The 24,217-nt window shown below is 71.8% G+C and carries 21 protein-coding genes and 1 tRNA gene; 13 read left to right on the top strand and 9 right to left on the bottom strand.

Annotation, left to right across the window (positions count from 1 at the left end; translation table 11 throughout):
• Nucleotides 1-44: 44 nt before the first annotated feature.
• Nucleotides 45-1,547 carry a lysine--tRNA ligase gene (gene lysS, locus ACFFBG_RS16805; RefSeq protein ID WP_375480706.1) on the top strand — a complete coding sequence of 501 codons (1,503 nt, stop codon included), beginning with the start codon at nt 45-47 and terminating at the stop codon, nt 1,545-1,547.
• Between the two features lie 55 nt (nt 1,548-1,602).
• A complete protein-coding gene (locus ACFFBG_RS16800; protein ID WP_375480705.1) occupies nt 1,603-1,992 on the top strand; it encodes an Lsr2 family protein in 390 nt (129 codons plus the stop codon).
• Nucleotides 1,993-2,042: 50 nt separating this feature from the next.
• Here ACFFBG_RS16800 and ACFFBG_RS16795 read toward each other — a convergent pair whose 3' ends face one another.
• The gene (locus ACFFBG_RS16795; RefSeq protein ID WP_375480704.1) at nt 2,043-2,753 is read right to left on the bottom strand and encodes a dienelactone hydrolase family protein; all 711 of its coding nucleotides are present in this window, start codon (nt 2,751-2,753) and stop codon (nt 2,043-2,045) included.
• A 271-nt stretch (nt 2,754-3,024) separates the two neighbouring features.
• Here ACFFBG_RS16795 and ACFFBG_RS16790 point away from each other — a divergent pair, with 271 nt between their 5' ends.
• A complete protein-coding gene (locus ACFFBG_RS16790; RefSeq protein ID WP_375480703.1) occupies nt 3,025-5,538 on the top strand; it encodes an ATP-dependent Clp protease ATP-binding subunit in 2,514 nt (837 codons plus the stop codon).
• A gap of 146 nt (nt 5,539-5,684) precedes the next feature.
• On the opposite strand, the gene ACFFBG_RS16785 is transcribed toward ACFFBG_RS16790, so the two are convergent.
• A complete protein-coding gene (locus ACFFBG_RS16785; RefSeq protein ID WP_375480702.1) occupies nt 5,685-6,566 on the bottom strand; it encodes an A/G-specific adenine glycosylase in 882 nt (293 codons plus the stop codon).
• Between the two features lie 191 nt (nt 6,567-6,757).
• On the opposite strand from ACFFBG_RS16785, the gene ACFFBG_RS16780 reads away from it, so the two are divergent.
• Complete coding sequence (locus ACFFBG_RS16780) at nt 6,758-7,489, top strand: hypothetical protein (RefSeq protein WP_375480701.1); 732 nt, start codon at nt 6,758-6,760, stop codon at nt 7,487-7,489.
• Nucleotides 7,490-7,588: 99 nt separating this feature from the next.
• Here the strand turns inward: ACFFBG_RS16780 and disA are convergent, their stop codons facing one another.
• From disA to ACFFBG_RS16765, 3 genes are all read right to left on the bottom strand, one after another.
• On the bottom strand, nt 7,589-8,725 hold the full coding sequence (disA, locus tag ACFFBG_RS16775) for a DNA integrity scanning diadenylate cyclase DisA (protein WP_375480726.1): 1,137 nt from the start codon (nt 8,723-8,725) through the stop codon (nt 7,589-7,591).
• A gap of 3 nt (nt 8,726-8,728) precedes the next feature.
• Complete coding sequence (gene radA / locus ACFFBG_RS16770) at nt 8,729-10,129, bottom strand: DNA repair protein RadA (protein WP_375480700.1); 1,401 nt, start codon at nt 10,127-10,129, stop codon at nt 8,729-8,731.
• Nucleotides 10,130-10,215: 86 nt separating this feature from the next.
• Nucleotides 10,216-10,827, bottom strand: a complete 612-nt coding sequence (locus ACFFBG_RS16765) for a hypothetical protein (protein ID WP_375480699.1) — start codon at nt 10,825-10,827, stop codon at nt 10,216-10,218.
• 189 nt (nt 10,828-11,016) lie between these two features.
• Here ACFFBG_RS16765 and ACFFBG_RS16760 point away from each other — a divergent pair, with 189 nt between their 5' ends.
• Genes ACFFBG_RS16760 through ispF form a run of 4 tightly spaced genes read left to right on the top strand, consistent with a single transcriptional unit; the run spans nt 11,017 to nt 14,431 of the window.
• On the top strand, nt 11,017-11,508 hold the full coding sequence (locus ACFFBG_RS16760; protein WP_375480698.1) for a CarD family transcriptional regulator: 492 nt from the start codon (nt 11,017-11,019) through the stop codon (nt 11,506-11,508).
• A 57-nt stretch (nt 11,509-11,565) separates the two neighbouring features.
• Nucleotides 11,566-12,318 carry a 2-C-methyl-D-erythritol 4-phosphate cytidylyltransferase gene (gene ispD / locus ACFFBG_RS16755; RefSeq protein ID WP_375480697.1) on the top strand — a complete coding sequence of 251 codons (753 nt, stop codon included), beginning with the start codon at nt 11,566-11,568 and terminating at the stop codon, nt 12,316-12,318.
• Nucleotides 12,318-13,964, top strand: coding sequence for a long-chain fatty acid--CoA ligase (locus tag ACFFBG_RS16750; protein ID WP_375480725.1), 1,647 nt, complete (start codon nt 12,318-12,320; stop codon nt 13,962-13,964). Before ispD ends, ACFFBG_RS16750 begins: the two co-directional genes overlap by 1 nt.
• The gene (ispF, locus tag ACFFBG_RS16745; protein ID WP_375480696.1) at nt 13,961-14,431 is read left to right on the top strand and encodes a 2-C-methyl-D-erythritol 2,4-cyclodiphosphate synthase; all 471 of its coding nucleotides are present in this window, start codon (nt 13,961-13,963) and stop codon (nt 14,429-14,431) included. The genes ACFFBG_RS16750 and ispF overlap by 4 nt, the downstream gene beginning before the upstream one ends.
• Before the next feature lie 25 nt (nt 14,432-14,456).
• On the opposite strand, the gene ACFFBG_RS16740 is transcribed toward ispF, so the two are convergent.
• Nucleotides 14,457-15,560, bottom strand: coding sequence for a trans-sulfuration enzyme family protein (locus ACFFBG_RS16740; protein WP_375480695.1), 1,104 nt, complete (start codon nt 15,558-15,560; stop codon nt 14,457-14,459).
• A gap of 57 nt (nt 15,561-15,617) precedes the next feature.
• Here ACFFBG_RS16740 and cysS point away from each other — a divergent pair, with 57 nt between their 5' ends.
• Nucleotides 15,618-17,057 (top strand): cysteine--tRNA ligase, encoded by a 1,440-nt coding sequence (gene cysS / locus ACFFBG_RS16735; protein ID WP_375480694.1) that lies wholly within the window; start codon nt 15,618-15,620, stop codon nt 17,055-17,057.
• Nucleotides 17,057-18,004, top strand: a complete 948-nt coding sequence (gene rlmB, locus ACFFBG_RS16730) for a 23S rRNA (guanosine(2251)-2'-O)-methyltransferase RlmB (RefSeq protein WP_375480693.1) — start codon at nt 17,057-17,059, stop codon at nt 18,002-18,004. Before cysS ends, rlmB begins: the two co-directional genes overlap by 1 nt.
• A 35-nt stretch (nt 18,005-18,039) precedes the next feature.
• Here the strand turns inward: rlmB and ACFFBG_RS16725 are convergent, their stop codons facing one another.
• The 3 genes from ACFFBG_RS16725 to ACFFBG_RS16715 all read right to left on the bottom strand — a co-directional run bounded on the left by ACFFBG_RS16725 (nt 18,040) and on the right by ACFFBG_RS16715 (nt 21,297).
• Nucleotides 18,040-18,771, bottom strand: a complete 732-nt coding sequence (locus ACFFBG_RS16725) for a lysophospholipid acyltransferase family protein (RefSeq protein ID WP_375480692.1) — start codon at nt 18,769-18,771, stop codon at nt 18,040-18,042.
• A gap of 67 nt (nt 18,772-18,838) precedes the next feature.
• Nucleotides 18,839-19,615, bottom strand: a complete 777-nt coding sequence (locus tag ACFFBG_RS16720) for a hypothetical protein (protein ID WP_375480691.1) — start codon at nt 19,613-19,615, stop codon at nt 18,839-18,841.
• Nucleotides 19,616-19,644: 29 nt separating this feature from the next.
• Nucleotides 19,645-21,297 (bottom strand): chitinase, encoded by a 1,653-nt coding sequence (locus ACFFBG_RS16715; RefSeq protein ID WP_375480690.1) that lies wholly within the window; start codon nt 21,295-21,297, stop codon nt 19,645-19,647.
• Nucleotides 21,298-21,441: 144 nt separating this feature from the next.
• On the opposite strand from ACFFBG_RS16715, the gene ACFFBG_RS16710 reads away from it, so the two are divergent.
• The 3 genes from ACFFBG_RS16710 (at nt 21,442) to ACFFBG_RS16700 (ending at nt 24,178) form a co-directional block, all read left to right on the top strand.
• Nucleotides 21,442-23,856, top strand: coding sequence for a glycosyltransferase family 2 protein (locus tag ACFFBG_RS16710; RefSeq protein WP_375480689.1), 2,415 nt, complete (start codon nt 21,442-21,444; stop codon nt 23,854-23,856).
• A 12-nt stretch (nt 23,857-23,868) separates the two neighbouring features.
• Nucleotides 23,869-23,945: transfer RNA gene (locus tag ACFFBG_RS16705), tRNA-Thr, on the top strand.
• Nucleotides 23,946-23,971: 26 nt separating this feature from the next.
• Entirely contained in the window at nt 23,972-24,178 is a 207-nt protein-coding gene (locus ACFFBG_RS16700; RefSeq protein WP_375480688.1) for a dodecin, read from the top strand.
• The last annotated feature ends 39 nt before the right edge of the window (nt 24,179-24,217 follow it).

Raw genomic sequence — 24,217 nt, 5'->3', positions numbered from 1 at the left:
CTGGCTGCGCATTCACGCTCGGCGTCGCTGACTAGGTTGGGTGCGTGAACCAGCACGGCGACGCCGGCCCCGACGACCTGCCGGAGCAGCTGCGGATTCGTCGTGCCAAGTACGACCGCTTGATGGCGGACCCCGAGACGGCGCCGTTCCCGGTCGGCGTCGCCCGCACCACGTCGCTGGCCGACGTGCGCTCCGCCCATCCTGATCTCGCGGCGGACGCGGCCACCGGCGAGGTTGTCGGCGTCACCGGCCGAGTGATCTTCGTCCGGAACACCGGCAAGCTCTGCTTCGCCATGCTGCGCGAGGGCGACGCGGAGCTGCAGATCATGCTCTCCCGGGACCGCGTCGGCGAGCAGTCCCTGGCCGCATGGAAGGCCGATATCGACCTCGGCGACCTGGTGTTCGCGCACGGCGAGGTGATCTCGTCCAAGCGTGGCGAGCTGTCGGTGCTGGCCGACGCGTGGCGGCTCACCGCGAAGGCGCTGCGCCCGCTGCCGGTGGCGCACAAGCCGCTGTCGGACGAGACGCGGATGCGGCAGCGCTACGTCGATCTCATCGTTCGGCCCGAGGCGCGCCGGATGGTGACCGGCCGCGCCGAGGTGCTGCACTCGCTGCGCGCGACGCTGCGCGACCGCGGCTACGTCGAGGTCGAGACGCCGATCCTGCAACTGGTGCACGGCGGCGCGGCGGCCCGGCCGTTTTCCACGCACCTGAACGCGTTCGACATCGACATGTCATTGCGAATTGCCACGGAGCTGTATCTCAAGCGGTGCGTCGTCGGCGGAATCGAGAAGGTTTACGAGATCGGCCGGACGTTTCGCAACGAGGGCGTCGACTCGAGCCACTCGGCCGAATTCACAATGCTGGAGGCGTACGAGGCCTACGGCGACTACGACACGATGGCGGAGCTGACCCGCGCGCTCATCGTGGACGCCGCGGACGCGCTCGGCGTCGCCGGCGGCACGAGCTTGTCCGGCGTCGAGATCGACCTGACCGGCGAGTGGCGCACGGTCGGCGTGTACGAGCTCGTCGCCGAAGCGGTCGGCGAGGAGGTCACGCCGGACACCGCGCCGGACACGTTGCGTCGGCACGCCGAGGCGCGCCGCGTCGCGGTGCGGCCGGAGTGGGGGGCTGGCGAGATCGTCCTCGAGCTGTACGAGAAGCTCGTCGAGCACACGCTGATGGCGCCGACGTTCGTCCGGGATTACCCGGTGGCCGTCCGGCCGCTGGCCCGGCCCCATCGCCACGATCCGCGGCTCGCCGAGGCTTGGGACCTGATCATCGGCGGCGTCGAGGTCGCCCCCGCGTACTCCGAGCTCGTCGATCCCGTGGAGCAGCGGCGCCGTCTGGTCGAGCAGTCGCTGGCGGCGGCGAAGGGCGACCCGGAGGCGATGGAGCTCGACGAGGACTTCCTGCGCGCGCTCGAGCACGGCATGCCCCCGACCGGCGGAATGGGCCTCGGCGTGGACCGATTGCTGATGATCCTGTTCGGCCGGGGAATTCGGGAGACGATTCTTTTTCCGCTGCTCAAACCCGCCGCGGATTGAAGCCGCCTGACCGGGAGCCAATTGGCGAGGATTTCCCGGCGCGGGCGGTAGTGTCGTGCACGTACTGCAGGGGCACGTCGTGAAGGGAATTGCGCGAATGGCGCAGAAGCACATCGTCCAGCTCATCGACGACCTGGACGACAGCGTCGCCGAAGAGACCGTCACATTCGGAATCGACGGCGCGACGTATGAAATCGATCTGTCGGCCGACAACGCCGCGCGTCTGCGTGACGCCTTGGCGACCTACGTCGCAAACGGCCGGCGGGTCGGCCGGGCGAGCAACGGCGCCCGCTCCACGCCGACGGCGCGGCGGTCCCGGGCGGCCCGCGGCGATCGCGAGCAGACCCAGGCGATCCGCGAATGGGCCCGCAGCAACGGGCACAAGATCGGCGAAAAGGGGCGCATCCCGGCGCACATCCTGGACGCCTACAACGCACAGACCTGATCGCGGTGCGCTAGACCTGCGCTACATCGGCGCTGGACCGATGCTCGCGGTCAACCGCGCAGGTGCGCGGCGAAGAACTCCTCGATCCGGCGCCAGGCGTCCGGGGCGGCCTGCGGGTCCGGCCCCACCCGCGCGATCCGCTGCACCGCCTGCAGCGGCGCCGGCCCGAAGAGGCTGTCGTTGAGGAAGCTGTGCCCGGCGCTCGGGTACTCCTTGACGTCGTGCTCGACGTCCAGCTTGGTCAGGACGGTGTCGAGCTTCGCCGCGGCGCCGCGCAGCGACACGTCCCGCGCGCCGTAGCTGGCCACGATCGGGCACGCGCCGGTCAGCGCCCGCTCGGCGTTCCTCGGCAGCTGGCCGTAGTTGACCGAAGACACGGCGAAGCCGCGGTTCGCGGTCACCAGCGCGAAGCCGCCGCCCAGGCAGAAGCCGATCACGCCGAGCTTGCCGGTGCAGTCGTCCCGGCCGGCCAGCAACTCGCGGGCCGCGTCGATGTCGGCGATCGACTCGCCGCGGCCGGTCATCGACGCGCGGACCGCACGGACGACGCAGCGCCGCCCGTCGCTGAGCAGGTTTGGCGCCAGTGCGAGGTAACCCGCGGCGGCCAGCCGGTCGGCCTGCCGGCGCACGACGTCGGTGAGCCCGAAGATCTCGTGCACCACGACGACGCCGGGCCAGGGGCCGGCGCCGTCGGGAACGGCGAGGTAGCCCTGCAAGCGCTGCGATCCGCCAGGAACGTGCCCCAGCTCGATATCCGGCATCGGCTGAGCGTATCCAGTGCCGCGGAGCTGGCGTTCGCCCACAGCGAAGCGGGCATTGCCGGGCGCTTTCGATCGTTGACTCGGTAGCGGCCGCCGCCAGCAGCGCCGGCGGGGTGTCGCACGAGCTCATCCCCGTGGTCTCGCCGCCGATCCTCAGAGGTGGGCGAGACCTCGGCGAAACCCGGCTTGTCGCCTGCTGCGACTACAGTCGTAAAGGGTTCGACCGCAATGCTCGCATTGACAGATGGCGCGGAATGAAGGAGCTGGGAAGATGTTCGAACGGTTCACCGACCGCGCGCGTCGGGTTGTCGTCCTGGCTCAAGAAGAAGCCCGGATGCTCAACCACAACTACATCGGCACCGAGCACATCCTGCTCGGGCTGATCCACGAGGGCGAGGGCGTCGCCGCCAAGGCGCTGGAGTCCCTCGGCATCTCGCTCGAAGCCGTGCGCCAGCAGGTCGAGGAGATCATCGGCCAGGGCCAGCAGGCGCCGAGCGGGCACATCCCGTTCACCCCGCGGGCCAAGAAGGTGCTGGAGCTCTCGCTGCGCGAGGCCCTGCAGCTCGGCCACAACTACATCGGCACCGAGCACATCCTGCTCGGGCTGATCCGCGAGGGCGAGGGCGTCGCGGCGCAGGTGCTGGTGAAGCTCGGCGCCGATCTGAACAAGGTCCGCCAGCAGGTCATCCAGCTGCTCAACGGCTATCAGAGCAAGGAGCCGGCGGGCACCGCGTCCGAGGCGACGCCGTCCACCTCGCTGGTGCTCGACCAGTTCGGCCGCAACCTCACCCAGGCCGCGCGCGAGGGCAAGCTCGACCCGGTCATCGGCCGCGAGAAAGAGATCGAGCGCCTCATGCAGGTGCTCAGCCGGCGCACCAAGAACAACCCGGTGCTCATTGGCGAGCCGGGCGTCGGCAAGACCGCGGTCGTCGAGGGCCTGGCCCAGGCGATCGTCAAGGGCGAGGTGCCCGAGACGCTGAAGGACAAGCAGCTCTACACCCTCGACCTCGGCTCGCTGGTCGCCGGCTCCCGCTACCGCGGCGATTTCGAGGAGCGCCTGAAGAAGGTGCTCAAAGAGATCCGCACCCGCGGCGACATCATCATGTTCATCGACGAGATTCACACCCTCGTCGGCGCCGGCGCGGCTGAGGGCGCGATCGACGCGGCCTCCATCCTCAAGCCCATGCTGGCCCGCGGCGAGCTGCAGACGATCGGCGCGACCACCCTCGACGAGTACCGCAAGTACCTCGAGAAGGACGCCGCGCTCGAACGGCGCTTCCAGCCGATCCAGGTGGGCGAGCCGAGCGTCGCGCACACCATCGAGATCCTGAAGGGCCTGCGCGACCGGTACGAGGCGCACCACCGCATTTCGATCACCGACGCCGCGCTCGTCTCGGCCGCCGGGCTCGCCGACCGTTACATCAGCGACCGGTTCCTGCCCGACAAGGCGATCGACCTCATCGACGAGGCCGGCGCGCGCATGCGCATCCGCCGGATGACCGCCCCGCCGGATCTGCGCGAGTTCGACGAGCGCATCGCCGACGTGCGTCGGGAGAAGGAGTCCGCGATCGACGCGCAGGACTTCGAGAAGGCCGCCTCGCTGCGCGACCGCGAGAAGACCCTGCTCGCCGAGAAGGGCAAGCGCGAGCAGGAGTGGAAGGCCGGCGACCTCGACGTCGTGGCCGAGGTCGACGACGAGCAGATCGCCGAGGTCCTGGCCACTTGGACGGGCATCCCGGTCTTCAAGCTCACCGAGGAGGAGACCGCCCGGCTGCTGCGCATGGAGGACGAGCTGCACAAGCGCGTCATCGGCCAGGAGCAGGCGATCAAGGCCGTCTCGCAAGCCATCCGGCGCACCCGGGCCGGCCTGAAGGACCCGAAGCGGCCCGGCGGCTCGTTCATCTTCGCCGGCCCGTCCGGCGTCGGGAAGACCGAGCTGTCCAAGACTCTCGCGGCGTTCCTGTTCGGCGACGACGACGCGTTGATCCAGATCGACATGTCCGAGTTCCACGACCGGTACACCGTCTCGCGCCTGGTCGGCGCGCCTCCCGGCTACGTCGGCTACGACGAGGGCGGCCAGTTGACCGAGAAGGTGCGCCGCAAGCCGTTCAGCGTCGTGCTCTTCGACGAGGTCGAGAAGGCCCACCCGGACGTCTTCAACACGCTGCTGCAGGTGCTCGAGGACGGTCGGCTGACCGACGGCCAGGGCCGCATCGTCGACTTCAAGAACACGGTGCTCATCCTCACCACCAACCTCGGCACCCGCGACGTCTCGAAGTCGATCGGCAACCTCGGTTTCGCCGCGTCCAACGACGAGGCGAGCGGCTACGAGCGGATGAAGCAGAAGGTCAACGACGAGCTCAAGCAGCACTTCCGGCCGGAGTTCCTCAACCGCATCGACGACATCATCGTGTTCCACCAGTTGACCGAGGACGAGATCGTGCAGATCGTCGACCTGATGACGGCGCGGTTGGACACCCAGATGCGCAATAAGGACATGGGCCTGGAGCTGACGTCGTCGGCCAAGGCGCTGCTGGCCAAGAAGGGCTACGACCGCTCGCTGGGCGCCCGGCCGTTGCGCCGCACGATTCAGCGCGAGATCGAGGACCCGTTGAGCGAGAAGATCTTGTTCGGCGAGCTGTCGCCGGGCCAGATCATCGTCGTGGACAGCGCGCCGGTCGACCCGTTGCGCAAGGACGGCCCGGAGACGTTCACCTTCCGCGGTGAGCCGAAGCCGTCCGCGCTCGTGCCGGACGTCCCGCCGGCCGGCATCTCCGCCGACTGACACCGCACCACCCGACCGGGCCCCGAACGCAAGTCGCGTCCGGGGCCCCGTCGCATTCGCCCGTCCGGCCCCACTCCACCGCGAGTTGTCCTCGCTCGGTCGGTGCCTGGGCCGACGAAGCGAGGACAACTTGTGAGGGGTCGGGGTCAGCCGCCGGGGAGGGCGTAACGGCCGTCGGGCAGCGGGTCGACGAGACCGTCGACGATCAGGCCGTCCAAGGCGCGTTCGCGCTGGACGCCCTCGCGCCAGGCGAGGTCCAGCGCTGGTTTGCCCACCGGACCGTCGGCGCCGCGCAGCACGTCCAGCAATAGCCCGCGCACTTGGCGGTCCGTGCCGGCGAAGCGCTGCGGGCGCGGCCTCGGCCCGGCGTACGGCGGCGCGCCGGCGGCGAGCCACGCGCACCGGTCCGCCAGTGGACATGCCGCGCAGCACGGCGTCCCGGCGACGCACACCAGCGCCCCGAGTTCCATCAGGGCGATGCTCAGCCGCGCAGCCACTGCGGCGTCGGCCGGCAGCAGCGCCTCGACGGCCGCGAGATCGCGGCTGGTCGACGGCGGCCCGGCGCTGCCCTGACCGGCGACCGCGCGGGCGACCACCCGCCGGACGTTCGTGTCGACGACCGGCACGCGCCGGCCGAAGGCGAACGCCGACACCGCCCGCGCCGTGTACGCGCCGACGCCGGGCAGCGACAGCAGCGCATCGACATCGTCGGGCACCTCGCCGCGAAAGCGGTCGCGCAACTCGACCGCGCACCCGTGCAGCCGCAGCGCGCGGCGTGGGTAACCGAGCTTGCCCCACATCCGGACCGCATCGCCCGGAGCGTCCGCCGCAAGCGCGGTCGGCGTGGGCCACCGCGCCAGCCACGCCGCCCAGACGGGTCGTACGCGCTGCACCGGCGTCTGCTGCAGCATGACCTCGCTGACCAAGACCGCCCACGGCGAAGTCTCGGGCTGGCGCCACGGCAGGTCCCGCGCGCTCGCCGCGTACCAGCCCAGCAGCGGGCCGGCGAGGTCGGACGCGGCTGCCATCGCCGCCGATCCTCGCACGCCGCGGCGGACGCTCGGCCCCGGCTGACGCGCCGGTCATTGCGCGCCGCGCAGCAAGACGGGCGCGCCGGCCGCTCGGCCCAGCTGAGGCCGTGCGCGTCGGGTCTGCGCGGCGGATCGGCGCGGTGCGTCTGCGCGGCGCCGGCCACGCCGCGGGTTAGCGTGGTGGAGTCATGTTTCACCCTGTCGGCCCGCAGCCCCCGTCGGTGTATTGGCGCCGTCGGCTGGTGTTCATCGCCTCGATCATCGTCGTGCTGGTGCTGGTCGTGCTCACCGTCAACGCCATGCGGGCGAGTTCGGCCGCCAAGCAATCGGCGGCGCCGCGAACGACGCCGCCGCCCACCGCGTCTTTCACGCCCGCGTCCACGCCTGCGTCCGCGCCCAGCACTTCGAGCAAGCGGGCACCGTCCACCACCTCCGCACCCGCCAAGGCGTCGTCGGTCGGCCGCAGCTCCAGCGGGAACTCGGCGCAGCACTCGGGGCCTGCGTCCTCCTCCGCGCCGCCCGCCGCGCCAGCTGCCGCCTGCCGGGCAAAGGATCTCGCGGTGCAGGCGGTGCCCGCCGCGACGAGCTATCACGTCGGCGACAAACCGGTGCTCCAGTTGCAGGTCACCGACACCGCCGCCACTCCGTGCGTGCAGAACCTCGCCGACAGCCAGGTCGAGCTGCGGGTCTACAACGGCGAGTCCCGGGTGTGGGGCAGCCACGACTGCAAGATCCAGCCCGGTGCCGCCCTGCGCACGCTCGCACCGGCTACGCCGGTGCGCGTGGCGATCAACTGGTCCGGGCTGAGCTCGGAGCCGAAGTGCGCGGGGACCAGGCAGCGGGTCGGCGCGGGCACGTACACGTTGTACGCGCTGCTCGCCGGGCGAACCGGCAAGGCCGCCCAATTCTCGATCAGCTGACCCGCCCGGGCGCGCAAAGCTGAGGCCCTGTCACCCCTCGTGGTCGATGTTGATCTCTCTTTTTCGACCGCGCGGTGTGGGAAGCGGGGAGGTCTCGCCTCAGTTGAACCGCTCGATGATCGACACTTCGGCCAGCCGGGAAATCCCCTCGCGCACGGCCAGGGCCCGGACGTCGCCGATGCCGTCGACGACTTGCAGATCCTCGACGGAGGCCGCGAGCAGCTTCTGCAGGCCGCCGAAATGCTCGACCACGCGATCGACCAGCGCGGGCGGGATGCGCGGCACTCGGGCCAGCAGGCGATAGCCGCGTGGGCTCACCGCGGCGTCGAGCGCCTCGGGCGTGTTCGGCAGGCCCATCGCCTGCGCGACCTGGGTGAGGTCGAGCAGGTCCACGGCGGACAAGTCGGCGAGCTGGCGCAACACCGTGGCCGACGAGCGGGACCGTTGGCCGTTGGGCACGTAGTCGCGGGCGATCAGCTCGCGGTCGGCGTCGGTGCCCGCGAGCAACTCGTCCAACTGCAGCGCCAGCAGCCGGCCGTCGGTGCCCAGCTCGACGACGTAGCCGGTGACCTCGTCGGCGATCCGGCGCACCATCTCCAGCCGCTGCGACACGATCGCCGCGTCCCGCACGGTGACGAGGTCTTCGATCTCAAGCGCGGACAGCGCTTGCGACACCTCGTCGAGTCGCATCTTGTACCGCTCGAGTGTGGCGATCGCCTGGTTCGCCCGCGACAGGATCTCCGCGCTGCTCTCCAGCACGTACCGGCCGTCGCCGATGTACAGGCTGATGATCCGCATCGACTGCGACACCGAGATGACCGGAAATCCTGTCTGCAGCGCGACACGCTGCGCCGTCCGGTGCCGGGTGCCGGACTCTTCGGTCGGGACGGATGGGTCGGGCATCAGATGGGTCGCCGACCGGACGATCCGGCCGCCGTCGGCGCTCAGCACGACCGCGCCGTCCATCTTGCACAGCTCCCGTAGCCGGGTGGCGGAGAACTCGACGTCGAGCGGGAATCCGCCGGTGCACAGGCTCTGCACGGTGGCGTCCGCGCCGATCACGATCAGGGCGCCGGTGTTGCCGCGCAGGATCCGTTCCAGACCGTCACGCAGCGAGGTGCCGGGCGCCACCGTGGCGAGGACGCCGCGCAGCGCCTCGTCGCGTTCGGTGGTCGGCACGTGCGCTCCTCGCGTCTTGCGTTCAGTGCAGTCTAGGGATCGCCAAGGGCGGCGCAGATTTCATTTGCGAATCGATGTCAGCCCGGCGCGGCGCAGCATGCCCTCCGCGGTGCGCAGGTCCGCGACCTCGATCAGCGTCGCCGGCGGGTTTCGCGTGCCCAACCGCGACCGGCTGCCCGGCGGGACCAGCAGCCGGGTGAAGCCGAGCCGGGCCGCCTCGGCCGCGCGCTCTGCGAGCATCGGCACCGGCCGGATGTCGCCGGACAGCGCCACCTCGCCGATCGCCAGCAGGTCGAGCGGCACCGGCTGATCCTGGCCCGCGGAGAGCACCGCCAGGCACACCGCGAGGTCGGTGGCCGGATCGACGACGCGCATGCCGCCCACCGTCGCCAGGTACACGTCCTTGTCGTGCAGCCGGCATTGCGCGGCCCGCTCGCTGACGGCGATCAGCATCGAGGTGCGCGCGGAGTCCAGCCCGGACACCGCCCGCCGCGGATTCGGGTTCGTCGCGGCGGCGACCAGGGCCTGGATCTCCGCGGTGATCGGCCGGTGACCCTCGAGGGTCACCGCGACACAGGTGCCGGGGACCGGCACCGCGCGTTGCTCGCGGAACAGGCTGCTCGGATCGAGCACCTCGCACATGCCCGACTCCTGCAGCTCGAACGCGGCGACTTCCAGCGAGCCGAACCGGTTCTTGACCGCCCGCAGGAGTCGCAGCGACGCGTGCTTGTCGCCGTCGAGGCTGAGCGTGGTGTCGACGATGTGCTCGAGTGCCCGCGGGCCGGCCACGGTCGAGTCCTTGGTCACCTGGCCGATGAGCAGGATCGGCAGGCCGCGGCTCTTGGCGACCCGGGTGAGCGCCTGCGCGACCGCCATGGTCTGCGTGACGCCGCCCGCCCGGCCCTCGACCTCGCCGGAGGCGATCGTCTGCACCGAGTCGATGACGACCAGCGCCAGCTGGTCGCCGAGGTCGGCGATATGGCCGAGGACGACGGCGAGGTCGGTGTCGTCGGCGAGCAGCAAGTCGTCGCTGGCGGCGCCGATCCGCTGTGCGCGCAGGGCGATCTGCTCGACGGATTCCTCGCCGGACACGTAGAGCACCGGCCGGCCCTCGCGCCGGGCGACGGAGTCGGCGACGGCGAGCAGCAACGTGCTCTTGCCCGAGCCCGGCGGCCCGCTGCACAGGCACACCTGCCCGGCGACCAGTCCGCCGCCGAGCACCCGGTCGAATTCCGCGATGCCGGTGGCCAGCCGGACCGTGGGCCCGTGGCCCGCGACGTCGGCCACCCGCCGGGCCGGACGGGTGGGGACGCTGGAGCGGGCGGCGCGCACGCCCGGCGCGTGGGTGGACGCCTGCTCGGCGAGCGTGGAGAACTCCCCGCAGCGCGGGCAACGGCCGTACCACTTGCCGGATTCGGCGGCGCAGGCCGAGCAGCGGAACACCGCGGAGCTCTTCGGCACGTCAGCCGCCTGCGCGATCGGTCGTCATGGGCGCGACGCTAACCGCGGGCGCCGACAGAACCGGGCAGGCGCGAGGTGTTGCGCGCTTACGGCTCCTGGCCGGCGGCCGACGGACCGGGTACGTAGGAGGACGCGGGCGACGGGGACAGCGCGACCGGCACCGTCACCTTCACCATGCCGGCCCGGGCGAAGCTGAAGGTGAGCGAGATCGCCTGGCCCGGACGCAGCTGCTCGGTCAGGCCCCGGAGCAGGAGGCCGCCCTTCGCCTCCGGCGTGCCGAAGGGGGTGCGGTCGTTGGGCGCGACGGGCACCGTCTCGCTGCCCTGCGGCCCGCTGCTCGACGTCGCGGACTGCGCGATCTGGGCGGCGGCGAGGGTGGCGAACGAGCTCCAGCCGGTGATGGCGGACGAGGTCACCGACGTGAGCGAGTCGGCCTTTGCGCCGTTGTTGACCAGCACAACGGTCAGCAGCGCGCCACTGCCTTTGGCGTAGAAGTTGCCAGTGGGCGCCTGGATGGCGAGTCCGCGCAGATCCATGTCGCCGACTGAGGCGTTCGTGCCGTCCAGCGTCGTCTTCTCGTCGGCGGTTTGGGCGTGCTGGCCGGCGGCGCATCCGGCACTCAGCAGGGCAGCCGCCACCACGGCCGCCAGACCCGCTCGGCGGGCCGCGCGGCGCGCGGCGACCGGCTCTGCATTCACGTCGGCTCCTACGAAGGCGAACGGGGAACGCGCAGGGCGTTCGACGCGTGGTCCCGCGACGGCGAGAACCGGTTCACAGCCTAGCGAGGGGCCCGCGCGGGCCATGCGCCGGGCGCTGCGACAATTTCTCAGCCGGTCCGGCGGCTGTGCTGCGTGTTACCCTGGAGCTAGCGAAAGGGGCTTCATCACATGACTTTCAAGGTCGGCGAGACCGTCGTCTACCCGCACCATGGTGCCGCACTTATCGAGGCGATCGAGGAGCGGTTGCTCAAAGGCGTCAAGAAGACCTATCTGCGTTTGAAGGTCGCCCAGGGCGATCTCACGGTCCTCGTGCCGGCCGAAAACGCCGACGTGGTGGGCGTCCGCGACGTGGTCGGCCAAGAGGGTCTGGACAAGGTGTTCGAGGTGCTTCGCGCGCCGCACACCGAAGAGCCGACGAACTGGTCCCGGCGGTACAAGGCCAATGGCGAAAAGCTCGCCTCGGGCGACGTGAACAAGGTCGCCGAGGTCGTCCGCGACCTGTGGCGTCGCGATCGCGACCGCGGGTTGTCGGCTGGCGAGAAGCGGATGTTGGCGAAGGCTCGGCAAATCCTGATCAGCGAGCTCGCGCTCGCCGAGGGCACGAATGAGGACAAGGCTGAGGTCGTGCTCGACGAGGTGCTGGGCGAGGCCGTCGCCTGATGGGGTGACGCGCTCGGCCGCTGAGCTGAACTACCCATTGAATTGCCGACAACGGCGGTGACGAGTCTGCGGACCGTCGCCGCCGTTCTCGTTGCCGCTGGTTCCGGCCGGCGGCTCGGTGCCGCGCTGCCCAAGGCGTTCGTCGCGGTCGCCGGCCGCACGTTGCTCGAGCACGCGACCGAGCGGTTCCTCGCCCATCCGCTCGTCGACGTGGTGGTGGTGGTCGCGCCGTCCGAACTGCTCGGCCAGGCGAGGGACCTCGTCCCGGCCGCAGCCGTCGTCGCCGGCGGAGCGACCCGGCAGGACTCGGTCGCCGCCGGCCTCGCCGCCGCCGGCCTTGCCGCCGCGGCCGGCAACCTCGCCGCGGCCGGCGATCACGACGTCGTCCTCGTGCACGACGTCGCCCGGCCGTTCGTGCCCGCCGCGGTGATCTCGGCCGTCGTCGCCGCGGTTCGCGCCGGCGCGGACGCCGTCGTCCCGGTCGTCGCGGTGCACGACACCGTGCGCCGCGTGAGCGCCGACGGCGAGCTGGCCGAGGTCGTCGACCGCGCCTTCCTCGTCGCGGTGCAGACGCCCCAGGGCTTTCGGCCCGACGTCCTCGCCGCAGCCCATGCCCGGGCCGCCGCCGATCCGCGCGGGGCGCCGCTCACCGACGACGCCGGCCTCGTCGAGGCCGCTGGCGGACGCGTCGTCGCGGTGCCCGGCGCGGACGAGTCCTTCAAGATCACCACGCCGGGTGATCTCGCCCGCGCCGCCGCGCTCGCGGGTTTAGGCTCGGCCGTCATCGGCCCAATGGAGGGTGTGACGTGATCACCAGCACGATGCAGGACGACTTCCAGCTCACCGTCACCGCGATGCTCGAACACGGCACGACCGTGTACGGCGGCAGCGAGGTCGTCACCTGGCAGGGCGCGGACCACCCCGCGCGGCGGGCGACCTTCGCCGAGGTCGGCGCGAACGCGCAGCGGGTGGCCAACGCCCTGGCCGGGCTCGGCGTCGGTCGTGGCGACCGCGTCGGCACGCTGTGTTGGAACAGCCAGGAGCATCTCGAGGCCTACTTCGCCGTGCCGTGCATGGGCGCTGTGCTGCACACGCTGAACCTGCGGCTGCCGCCCGGTCAGCTGGCGCACATCGTCAACCACGCCGAGGACAAGGTGGTGATCGTCGACGCGACGCTGCTACCGCTGCTCGCCGCGATCGCCTCGCAGCTGAAGACCGTCGAGGCGTTTGTCGTGATCGGCGCCGGCGACACTTCGGCGCTCGGCAGCGAGGTGCCGGTCCACTCCTGGGCGCAGCTGCTCTCCGCCGCCTCCGACAGCTACGACTGGCCCGAGCTGGACGAGAAGTCGGCGGCCTCAATGTGTTACACGAGCGGCACGACCGGCGACCCGAAGGGCGTTGTGTACTCGCACCGCTCGATCTACCTGCACGCCATGGGCACGCTGCCGCTGCCGGTCACCGGCGGCAACGAGAGCGACCGCGCGCTCGTCGTCGTGCCGATGTTCCACGTCAACGCGTGGGGGATGCCGTTCGCCGCGTTCCTGGCCGGCAACTCGCTGTTGATGCCGGGGCCGCACATGACGCCGCCCGCCCTGGTCGACATCGTCGAGGCCGAGAAGGCGACCATCGTCTCCGCGGTGCCCACCTTGTGGGCCGGCATCCTGCAGGTCGGCGAGCAGCGCGAGATCGACCTGTCGTCGGTGCGGATGGGCACCTCCGGCGGCGCGGCGATTCCGCGGTCGCTGATGACGGCTTTCCAGCGCAAGTACGGCCTGCGGATCATCCAGGGCTGGGGGATGACCGAGACGTCGCCGGTCGGCGGCATGGCTCATCCGCCCGCCGGCGTCGAGTTCGGCAGCGACGAGGAGCTGGACTGGCGGATGAAGTCCGGCCGGGTCGTCGCCGGTGTGCAGATGCGCATCGTGTCCGACGACGGCGAGGTGCTGCCGCGCGACGGCCGGGCGGTGGGCGAGTTCCAGGTGCGCGGGCCGTGGATCACCGGCAGCTATCACCTCGACGACGTCCCGGACAAGTTCGACGACGGCTGGCTGCGCACCGGCGACATCGGCACGATCGACGAGCGCGGTTACTTCATGATCACCGACCGGTCGAAGGACGTGATCAAGTCCGGCGGCGAGTGGATCTCCTCGGTCGAGCTGGAGAACCTGTTGGCCGCCTCGCCCGACGTGCTCGAGGCCGCAGTCGTCGGCATCCCGGACGAGAAGTGGACCGAGCGGCCGCTGGCGGTCGTCGTGCCGCGCGGCGACGTCGACCCGGCGACGCTGGCGCAGTTCCTCGAGGGCAAGGTCGCCTCCTGGCAGGTGCCGGAGAACTGGGCGTTCGTCGACGAGGTGCCGAAGACGAGCGTCGGCAAGTTCGACAAGAAGGTGCTGCGGGCGCGGTACGCCGACGGCGACATCGAGGTCGCGCACACCAAGGCGCCGGGCGGTCGGTGAGCGACTTCCGCACCGGCGTCGGCGTCGACGTCCATCCGGTCGAGCCAGGTCGCGACTGCTGGCTCGCCGGCCTGTTATGGCCGGGCGTGGACGGCTGCGCCGGCCACAGCGACGGCGACGTGGTCGCCCACGCGGCGTGCGACGCGCTGTTGTCCGCGGCGGGCATGGGCGACCTTGGCGGCGTGTTCGGCGTCGACGACCCGCGCTGGGCGGGGGCCTCAGGCGTGACGCTGCTGCGCGAGGTCGTCCGATTGCTCGACGCGTCCAACTGGACGATCGGCAACGTCGCGGTGCAGGTGATCGGGAACGCGCCGAAGCTCGCCCCGAGGCGGGCGGAAGCGCAAGCCGAGCTGCGCGCGGTGATCGGCGCGCCCGTGTCGCTGGCGGCGACGACGACCGACGGCCTCGGTCTGACCGGCCGCGGCGAGGGCCGCGCGGCCATCGCGACCGCCCTGCTCATCCGCTGATCCCGCTGAACCCGGAATGCGGCGGTCAGCTGAGCGCTTGCTGCAGGTCGGCCCAGAGGTCCTCGACGTGCTCGATCCCCACCGACAGCCGCAGCAGGTTGGCCGGCGTGCCGAACGAGGCGTCGACGTCGTGCATCGCCCGCCGCTCGATCAGCGATTCGACGCCGCCGAGACTGGTCGCGTGGCTGATCAGGGTCAGCGCCTCGCACACCGCCGTGGCGGCCTCGGCCGGCCCGTCGAGTTCGAAGGAGATCATCGCGCCGAAGCCGGCGTGGTCGCGCGCCGCGATGTCGTGGCCAGGGTGCGAAGCCAGGCCGGGGTAGCGCACCCGCGCCACCCGCGGGTGCGCGGCGAGCCGGGCCGCCAGCTCGCCCGCATTCGCCTGCGCGCGCTCCATTCGCAGCGCGAGCGTCCGCATGCCGCGGGTCGCCAGGTAGGCCTCCAACGCGCCGGGAATCGCGCCGGTCGCAGTGCGCCGCAGATGCAGCTCGTCGAGCAGGTCGGCGTCGCGGGCGACCAGCGCGCCCAGCAGCACGTCCGAGTGGCCGGACAGGTACTTCGTCGCCGAGTGCATGACGATGTCTGCGCCGAGCTCGAGCGGTCGCGCCACCAGCGGCGTCGAGAAGGTCGCGTCGACGCAGACCAGCGCGCCGGCCTCGTGCGCCGCGGCCGACAGGGCAGGCAGATCGGGCACCGCGAGCAGCGGGTTGGTCACCGTCTCGAGCCAGAGCAGGTCCGCGCCGGGCAGCGCGGCCAGGACCGCGTCGGTGTCCTCGACGTCGACCGGGCGCACGGTCATCCGGCCGAGCGTCTGCTGATTGTCGAAGATCGAGATCGTGCCTGCGTAGCCCGTCCGCGGCGCGACCGCAACGGCGCCGGCCGGCCGGCCTTCGACGACCGCGGCCACCGCGGCGATGCCGCTGGCGAACGCAAGCGCGCGGCCGCCCTCGAGTTCGCCGAGCGCGGTCTCGAATGCGGCGACGGTCGGCGAGACGTCGTGGCGGGCGTACCGGTTCTCGCCGTCGTCGGCCAGGTACGTCGCGTTGGGCACGATCGGGACGTTCATCGGCCCGCCCGGCTCGTGCGGACGGCCGGCCGCGACGACGACAGACTCGGGGCGCAACGTCATCGGCTCACCGTAACGAGCGACCCGGCTGCGAGCGGCGGGCTCCGTACGATGAGCGCCGTGAGCCTGCACCTGCACGACTCCGCGACCCGGTCGCTGCGACCCTTTGAGCCGCTCGAAGCGGGCCGGGCGTCGATCTACCTGTGCGGGCTCACCGTCCAGGGGCCGCCGCACATCGGGCACGTCCGCAACTGGATCAACATGGACGTCCTGCGCCGCTGGCTGACGCACACCGGTTTCGAGGTGACGTTCGTCCGCAACGTCACCGACATCGACGACAAGATCCTCGCCAAGTCCGCCGCCGCCGGCGAGCCGTGGTGGGCGCTGTCGTTCCGCAACGAGCGGGTCATCGTCGAGGCCGAGCGAATGCTCGGCTGCCTGCCGCCGACCTACGAGCCGCGGGCGACCGGGCACGTGCCGGAGATGGTCGAGCTGATCCAGCGACTGATCGAGCGCGGGCACGCGTACGCCGCGGACGGCGACGTGTACTTCGACGTGCGGTCCTACCCGCCCTACGGCGAGCTCTCCGGCCAGCGCGTCGAGGAGATGCATGCCGCCGGCGACTCGGTCGGCGACGACCGCAAGCGCGACCCGCGCGACTTCGCGCTGTGGAAGAGCACGAAGTCGGACGAGCCGGCCAGCGCGTCCTGGCCGACCCCATGGGGGCGCGGGCGGCCAGGCTGGCACCTGGAGTGCTCGGCGATGGCGACGAAGTACCTCGGCCCGACGTTCGACATCCACGGCGGCGGCCTCGACCTCGTCTTCCCGCACCACGAGAACGAGCTCGCCCAGTCGCGCGCCGCGGGCGACGGCTTCGCCCGCTACTGGCTGCACAACGGCCTGGTGCACCTCGCCGGCGAGAAGATGAGCAAGTCGCTCGGCAATATCCTCGGCGTGCTCGAGATGGTCCAGCAGTGGCGGCCGGTCGAGCTGCGCTACTACCTGGCCGCGGCGCACTACCGGTCGGTGATCGAGTACTCCGCCGAGGCGCTCGGCGAGGCCGCGACGGCTTATCGCCGGGTTGAGAACTTCGTCGAGAAGGCCTCCGCGGCGCTGGCCGACAGCGCCGCCGCGGCGAGCGCCGACAGCCCCGCGGCGGGCGCCGACAGCGCCCCCGCGGCGAGCGCCTCGGCGCCGGACGCGTTCGCCCGCGCGCTCGACGACGACCTCGGCACGCCCGCCGCGTTCGCGGTGCTGCACGAGACGGTGCGCGCCGGCAACACCGCGTTGGCCGACGGCGCGCTCGAGACGGTGCGCGAGGCGTTGGGGGCGGTGGCGGCGATGACCGGCGTCCTCGGCATCTGGCCGGGCGACTGGACCGCCGAAGCTGCGGATCAGACGCCAGTCATCGACGCGCTCGTCGCCGTCGCGCTCGAGCAGCGCGCCGCGGCCCGGGCCCGCAAGGACTACCCGTCCGCCGACGCGATCCGCGACTCGCTCGCCGCTGCCGGCGTGAAGCTCGAGGACACTCCTGACGGACCGCGTTGGACGGTGACCTGATGGCCGGCAACTCCCAACGCCACGGCGCGATCCGCAAGTCGAAGAAGGGCGCGCAGGTCGGCTCCGGCGGGCAGCGTCGGCGCGGGCTGCAGGGCAAGGGCCCGACGCCGCCGGCCGAGGAGCGCAAGGGACATCCCGCCGCGCGCCGGGCCGCGTCGGCCGAGCGACGCGGCGGACGCCCGGGGCGCGATGCCGGCCCGCAGCCGGAGTTGCTGGTCGGCCGCAACCCGGTCGCCGAGGCGCTGCGGGCGAAGGTGCCGGCGACCGCGCTCTACGTCGCGGTCGGGCTGGAAGCCGACGAGCGGGTCACCGAGGCGGTGCGCATCGCGGGCAACCGCGGCATCGCGCTGCTCGAGATCAGCCGCGCCGAGCTCGACCGGCGCACCGGCGCGATCCTGCACCAGGGCATCGCGCTGCAGGTGCCGCCGTTCGGCTATCGCGCGCTGCCCGATCTGTTGGCCGAGGCGCGCGAGGCCGGCACGCCGCCGCTGCTCGTCGCGCTGGACGGCGTCACCGACCCGCGCAACCTCGGCGCGGTCATCCGCTCGGCGTTGGCCTTCGGCGCGCACGGTGTGGTGATTCCCGAACGTCGCTCGGCCGGCGTCACCGCCGTCGCGTGGCGGACGTCCGCTGGCGCGGCGGCGCGGCTGCCGGTCGCCCAGGTCACCAACCTCGTCCGGGCGCTGAAGGAGTGCCGCGCCGCCGGCCTGTTCGTCGTCGGGCTCGACGCCGACGGCTCGACCGCGCTGGACGAGCTGGAGATCGCGACGGAGCCGGTGGTGGTCGTCGTCGGCTCAGAGGGCCGCGGGCTGTCCCGGCTGGCCGGCGAGGCGTGCGACCTGACGGTGTCGATCCCGATGGCCGCGGCCGCCGAGTCGCTCAACGCGTCGGTGGCGGCCGCCGTGACGCTCGCCGAGATCGCCCGCCGCCGCCGGTCGGCCCTCTGACGCCGGCCCGGTGATCCGACCCCGGTGACGTCGGCTCAGCGCTTGTCGACGTAGCTGCGCGTCGGCTTGAAGAACTCGCTCGGCGCGGGTTCGCCGCGCAGGGCCGCGACCTCGTCGCGCACCGCGCTCATGATCTCGTCGGTGATTTCGCGCAGCGTTGTCTGGCTCCCTTCCTTGCCGCGGTGCCGGCTCAGATCCAACGGCTGGCCGACGCTCAGTTGAGACACCCGCCGGCGGCCGAGCCGGCGCAGGCTGAAGCCGCCCATCTGGTGCGCGCCCCACTGGCCCATCGGCACCACCGGGATGTCCGGCGCCAACAGCACCAGCCGCGCGATGCCGGTCTTGGCCTGCATCGGCCAGCCCGCCGGGTCCTTGGTCGTCGTGCCCTCGGGGTAGATGACGACGGCCTCGCCGCGCTCGAGCGCCGTCACGGCTTCCCGCAGGGACTGCGTGGCGTCGGCGGTGCCGCGGTAGACCGGGATCTGGCCCGACCCGCGCATCATCCGTCCCACGATCGGCCAGCTGAAGACGCCGGCCTTGATCATGAAACGGGGCACCCGACCGCTCTGCCACACGGCGCGTGCCATCAGGATCGTGTCGACCGGCGAGACGTGGTTGACCGCGATGATCACCCCGCCCTCGTCCGGCGCCGGGACGCGATCGAGGTCGCGCCACCGGATGCGGAACAGCAGGCTGTCGATGGGGTAGAGCAGCGCGACCCACAGCCGGATCCAGAAGCCTGCCTTCGGGCGGTGCAAGCGACTCACGAGGCGTCCTCTTTCCGGATTGCGGTTGCCGTAGGCAGTCTGCCTGGGAATTCGCGGCGGACCGCGCTCAGGGTTCGCCGAAGCGGCGCGCCGTGTGCGCCGTCTGCGCCGTGTGCTCCCGCAACTGGTCGGCGAGCACGTCGAGCCGTTCGCGTGCGGCCGGGTCCAGCGGCGCTTCGAGCAGGTCGGCGAACGCGACGAGGCGCACGACGAGCTCGACCGCGGTCTGCGCCGGCTCGCCGTCGGCCGACGCGGCCCACGCCGCCGCCACCGAGTCCAGCACCGCGCACAGATCGACCGGCAGCAGGTCGATGCGGGTGTCCAGCCAGGCCTGCGACGACGCGACGCGTTCGGCGGCGGTCGCGGCCGCGGCGACCAGCCGGTGCGCCGGGCTGTCGATCGGCCCGGCCGCGGACGACTGCCAGGTCGCGGCGGCGGCGAGCTGCGACCGGTCGGCCGCGCTCACGCGCAGCGGGTCGCGCGCCGTCAGCACGACCCCGACGACGGCCACGCCGGCGAACAGCGCCAGCAGCAACGCGGCGCCGACGGCGAGCGCCGTCCGGCCCTGCGCCACGCACACGCCGAGCACGATCGCGTCCAGCACCACCAGGCCGGCAGACGGGCGGACGAGCTTGGCCAATCGCGGCCGGGACGGCTCGGACCCGGTGGGCGACAGGCCGGCCCGCACCCGGCTGGCGAGCTTCGCCGACAACTGCGCGGGCACCGGCCGCAGCACGCCCGGCGCCTGCGCGGTGACCGGCTCCGGTGGCGGCGGGCCGCCCGCGGCAAGCGCGGCGAGCACCTCGGCCCGGGCGGCGGCGTAGTCCGGCGGGGGGACGGTCATGGCTGCATGGTGTCAGCCGCCGCCCGCTGTCAGGACGAGGTGGCGGCCGGTCCGGTGATGAACTCCCACGGCGTCTGTCCCGGGTCGCTGACCTGCTCGCCGGGCACGTCGCCGCGGGTGTACCACTTGGCCTGGTAGCCGACGCCGCGGTAGAGCACCCGCGCTCCCGCGCGGTAGGTGACGGCCGCCGACCAGGCCGGATAGACCCCGGCGCTGAGCGTCGGCGTCGGCGCCGGGTGTTCACCTGGCAGCACCGGCCCGATCAGCGTCCACGGGCTGTCCGCCGCCGAGGCGACCGGCGCGTCCGGGGTGTCGCCGCGGGTCCACCACTTCGCCTCGTAGACGCTGCGGTGCCAGACGATCTTCGTGCCGCCCTGGTACGGCACGACCGGGTTCCAGATCGGGTACGGCGAGGTGGCCGGGTCGTCCACGATCGAATTGGCCGTCGACGAGCCCAGGTCCGGGGCAGTCGAGTTGGCGGCAGAGCCGGCGGAGCCGGCGACACCGCTCGAGTCGGCAGATCCGCTGGAGCCGGCCGGCGCGTCGGCCGCGACCGCGGACGTCCCGAACGCGTGCAGGATCTTCGCGAACTCGTTCGGGGACTGGTCGACGCCGCTGCAGAGGTTGGACGCCACGGTCACGTCTGCGTAGTTGGGCCCGCACGACTGGTCGCGGTTGGCCGACCACATCGACAATCGGCCCATGTGCCGCGATCGCGCGAACGCGAGCAACGCGCGGGTGTCGGCGAGGCTGAACCGGTCGGCCGGCCCGTCGTTCTGGCCGATCATCGGCGTCGCGCCGATGTGCTGCCAGGCCTGCGCCGTCGTCAGTGATCGGCCGGCCGCCTGGTAGGCGCTTCGCACCTGCTCGTTGAGCGCGTCGAGCGCGGACTCGGTCGCTGCGAGCATCGACATCGACTTCGGCCGGGAGGCGCCGTAGTCCATCGTCAGGCCGTTCACCCCGGCGAGCGTCACCTTCGCGGCGAGCATGTCCCCGACGATCTGCCAGCCGGCGCCGGTCAGGCCGGACGGGTCGACCGGCAGCGTCAGCCACACCTGCAAGGGGTGCCCGGCCTTGCGCCGTGCGCGCTGCAATGCGGCGATGGCGCGGGCTCGACGCTGGTCGACCGCGGCAGCCGACGCCGCGCCGCCTTCGATGTCTAGGTCGATCGTGTCGAGGGAGTAGCGCTCGACGATCGAGCGGTAGCCGGCGAGCAGCGCGGTCGGGTCGGCGCAGCGGGTCGCGAGCTCGTCGTTGGCCTGTCCGCCGAAGGAGACGACGGCGTCGCCGCCGCGCTGCCGCAGCCGGGCGATCCGACGGTCGAGGTCGAGCGAGTCCGCCGCCTGGGCTGGTGTGTACGCGGCGCCCCAGGTGGGCGCGCAGCCGTTGTCCTTGGCGCCCACCACGAAGCCGAGGACGAGATCGGTCGACGCGCCGGCCGGCATGTTCTCGAAGGCGTACAGCGGCGTGACGGTCGCGTCGACGTAGGGCAGGAACGACGAGTGCAGCGCCGCGGGGCGCGTCGTGGGTCCCGCGGTGCGGAAGGCGACGAGCGCGGCGGCAACGACGGCGAGGCCGGCGACAAGCGCGCCGACCCGCGCCGGCGACAGCCGGCGCACCGGCGTCGGGGCGGCGCTGGCCGCGGTGTCGGCCGAGGCGTAGGCGACTTCTTCGGGCGTCATGGGTCCGCTCTTCCAGCCACGAGATGCGCGCGGACGGGCTATCCGGCTGATGTGAGATTAGTGTAAAGTCCGCTCCTGGCCAAGCTCGTCACGACGGGCCCGGCTCAGGCGCGGCGCCGGCCCGCGCGATCTCGAGGAGCACACATGGCGTCTGGCACAGCACGCACCGAGCCACGTCGGCAGTGGGGCGCTGATCGGCGGGTCCGCCCCCTGCCGCCGGTGTCGGCGCCGGTCAGCGACACGATGATCACGCTTGGCCGGTTGGGCATCGTCGTGACGATCGCGGCCTGGGCCGCCTATCTGGTCGCGACGATCGTGACGCAGCTGGTGAATCGCGGCTTCCAGGGCATGCAGTTCATCTCGGAGACGGTCGGCTACGTCGTGATCGTGTCGTTCCTGACGCTCTCGTCCCTGCTCTACCTCCTGGCTCGGCAGGGCGCGCTCTACCGGACGCGGGCGCACCGGCGGGTGCCGCGCGCGGTCATCGACGCCGCGTTCGGCGCCGACCAGCTGCCCACCATGACCGCGCTGATCCCGTCCTATCGCGAGGAGCACCGGACGATCCGCACCACGTTGCTGTCGGCGGCGTTGCAGGAGTACCCGTACCTGCGGGTCGTGCTGCTGCTCGACGACCCGCCGCGCCCGGCGCCCGGCGAGCACGCGGACATGCTCGCCGCGGCGCGGGCGCTGCCTGGCGAGCTGATGGAATGGCTCGCCGAGCCGCGTGAGCGCTTCGGCGCCGCGCTCGACCGGTTCGAGACGTCCGGGGCGGGCGACACCTGTGGGCCGGAGCAGATCCGCGGGCTCGCCGACGAGTTCAGTTGGGCGGCCAACTGGCTGCGCGAGCGCGCCGACGCCGAATCGGTTCGCGACCACGTCGACACCTTCTTCGCCGATCAGGTTCTCCGAGCGCTCGCCGACGACTTCGGCCGCACGCACGAGGCGCTGTGGGAGGCGGCCGCCGAGGGCGCCGCGCTGTCCCGCGGCCGGGTGCAGCAGCTCTATCGCCGGTTAGCCTGGACGTTTCGCGCCGAGATCACCTGGTTCGAGCGCAAGCTCTACGCCTCCCTGTCGCACGAGGCGAACAAGGCGATGAACCTGAACAGCTACATCGGGCTGATGGGCCGCAGCTTCGACCCCGTCAAGACGAAGGCCGGGCTGGTGCTCGCGCCGGCGGCGAACACCGGGTCGATCGTCATTCCCGACGCTGACTTCCTGCTCACCCTGGACGCGGACAGCATCCTGCTGCCGGAGTACTGCCTGCGGCTGGTGCACCTGATGATGCAGCCGGAGAACCACCGGCTCGCCGTCGCGCAGACGCCGTACTCGGCGTTCCCCGGCTCGAGCACCCGGATGGAGCGGCTCGCCGGCGCCACGACGGACCTGCAGCACATCGTCCACCAGGGCATGAGCTATCACGCCGCGACGTTCTGGGTCGGCGCGAACGCGGTCATCCGCAAGCGCGCGCTCGACGACATCGTCGAGATCGACTACTTCGGCGGCCACGCGATCCGCCGTTACGTGCAGGACCGCACCGTCATCGAAGACACCGAGTCCTCGCTCGACCTGGGGATTCACGGCTGGTGGCTGCTGAACTATCCCGAGCGGCTGAGTTACTCGGCGACGCCGCCGGACTTCGGCTCGCTCGCGATCCAGCGGCGCCGCTGGGCAAACGGCGGCCTGTTGATCCTGCCGAAGATGCGGCAGGAAGCCCGCGAGCGCGCCAAGCGCGGCGAACACGGCTCCGCCGCGCAGACGATGCTGCGGATCAACTACATGGCCTCGACGTGTTGGAGCAGCATCGGCTTGCTGTTCCTGCTCGTGTACCCGTTCAACAGCCGGCTGCTCAGCCCGCTGGTGGTGCTGGCCGCGCTGCCGTACTTCCTGGCGATGTCCTCGGACCTGCGCCGATGCGGGTACAAGCGCACTGACGTGCTGCGCATCTACGGATTCAACTTGATCCTCTTGCCGGTGAACCTCGCCGGCGTCTGCAAGTCGCTGCAGCAGGCGGTCACCGGCAAGAAGATCCCGTTCGCGCGCACGCCGAAGGTGCGCAACCGCACTGCCACGCCATTTCTGTTCGCGGCCGCCCCATGGCTGTTGATCGGCTACTCGGTGTGGGCGTTCCTGCGCGACTTCCACGACCACAACTGGGGCAACGCGGCGTTCGAGGGGCTCAACGCGCTCGCCGCGGCCTATGCGGTTGCGGCGTTCATGGGCGTGGGCAACTCGCTCGTCGACATCGCGCTCGGGGCGCTGGAGCGGCTGTACGTGACGGACGCGCCGAAGGAGTCGCAGGTCGTGCGGCGCCGGCGGTCGTCCATCGTCGTCGAGCCGGCGCCGCCGAGCTGGAACGAAGTGCTCTACCGCGGCGCGCCCGCCACCCAGAACGGCGCCTACCTCGACGGCGACGGCGCCTTCCGGATCCTGGCCGCCCCGCCCGCCGCGCCGCCTGCGCACAACCGTCGTGCGTCGGACCGGTCGGTGGTGAAGGCGCAAGAGCAGGCCGAAGCCGAGGCGGCGCCGGAGCGGCCGGAGCCGGCCGCTGGCAGCCGGTAACCTCGAGCCGCTGCCGCCTTAGCTCAGTTGGCCAGAGCATCCGCCTTGTAAGCGGATGGTCGTCGGTTCGAATCCGACAGGCGGCTCCAGTGCCGCCGTCCCAAAAGGAGACCTGATGTCCGACAACACGTACCGCGTCGTCGAAATCGTCGGCACGTCGCCGGTGAGCATCGCCGAGGCGATCAAGAACGCGATCAGCCGGGCGAGCGAGACGCTCGAGGAGCTGGACTGGTTCGAGGTGACCCAGACGCGCGGGCACATCGAGAACGGCGAAGTGGCCCACTTCCAGGTCTACCTGAAGGTCGGCTTCAAGATCGTTTGACGACGGTGCGCGACGGCCGTGCTTGCCGAGCCAGCCGAA

Origin of the sequence: uncultured Jatrophihabitans sp. (assembly GCF_964251945.1) — a bacterium.
GTDB lineage: Bacteria > Actinomycetota > Actinomycetes > Mycobacteriales > Jatrophihabitantaceae > Jatrophihabitans.
Note: the sequence above shows the minus strand (reverse complement) of the source record. Positions and strands in the feature narration are given on the sequence as shown.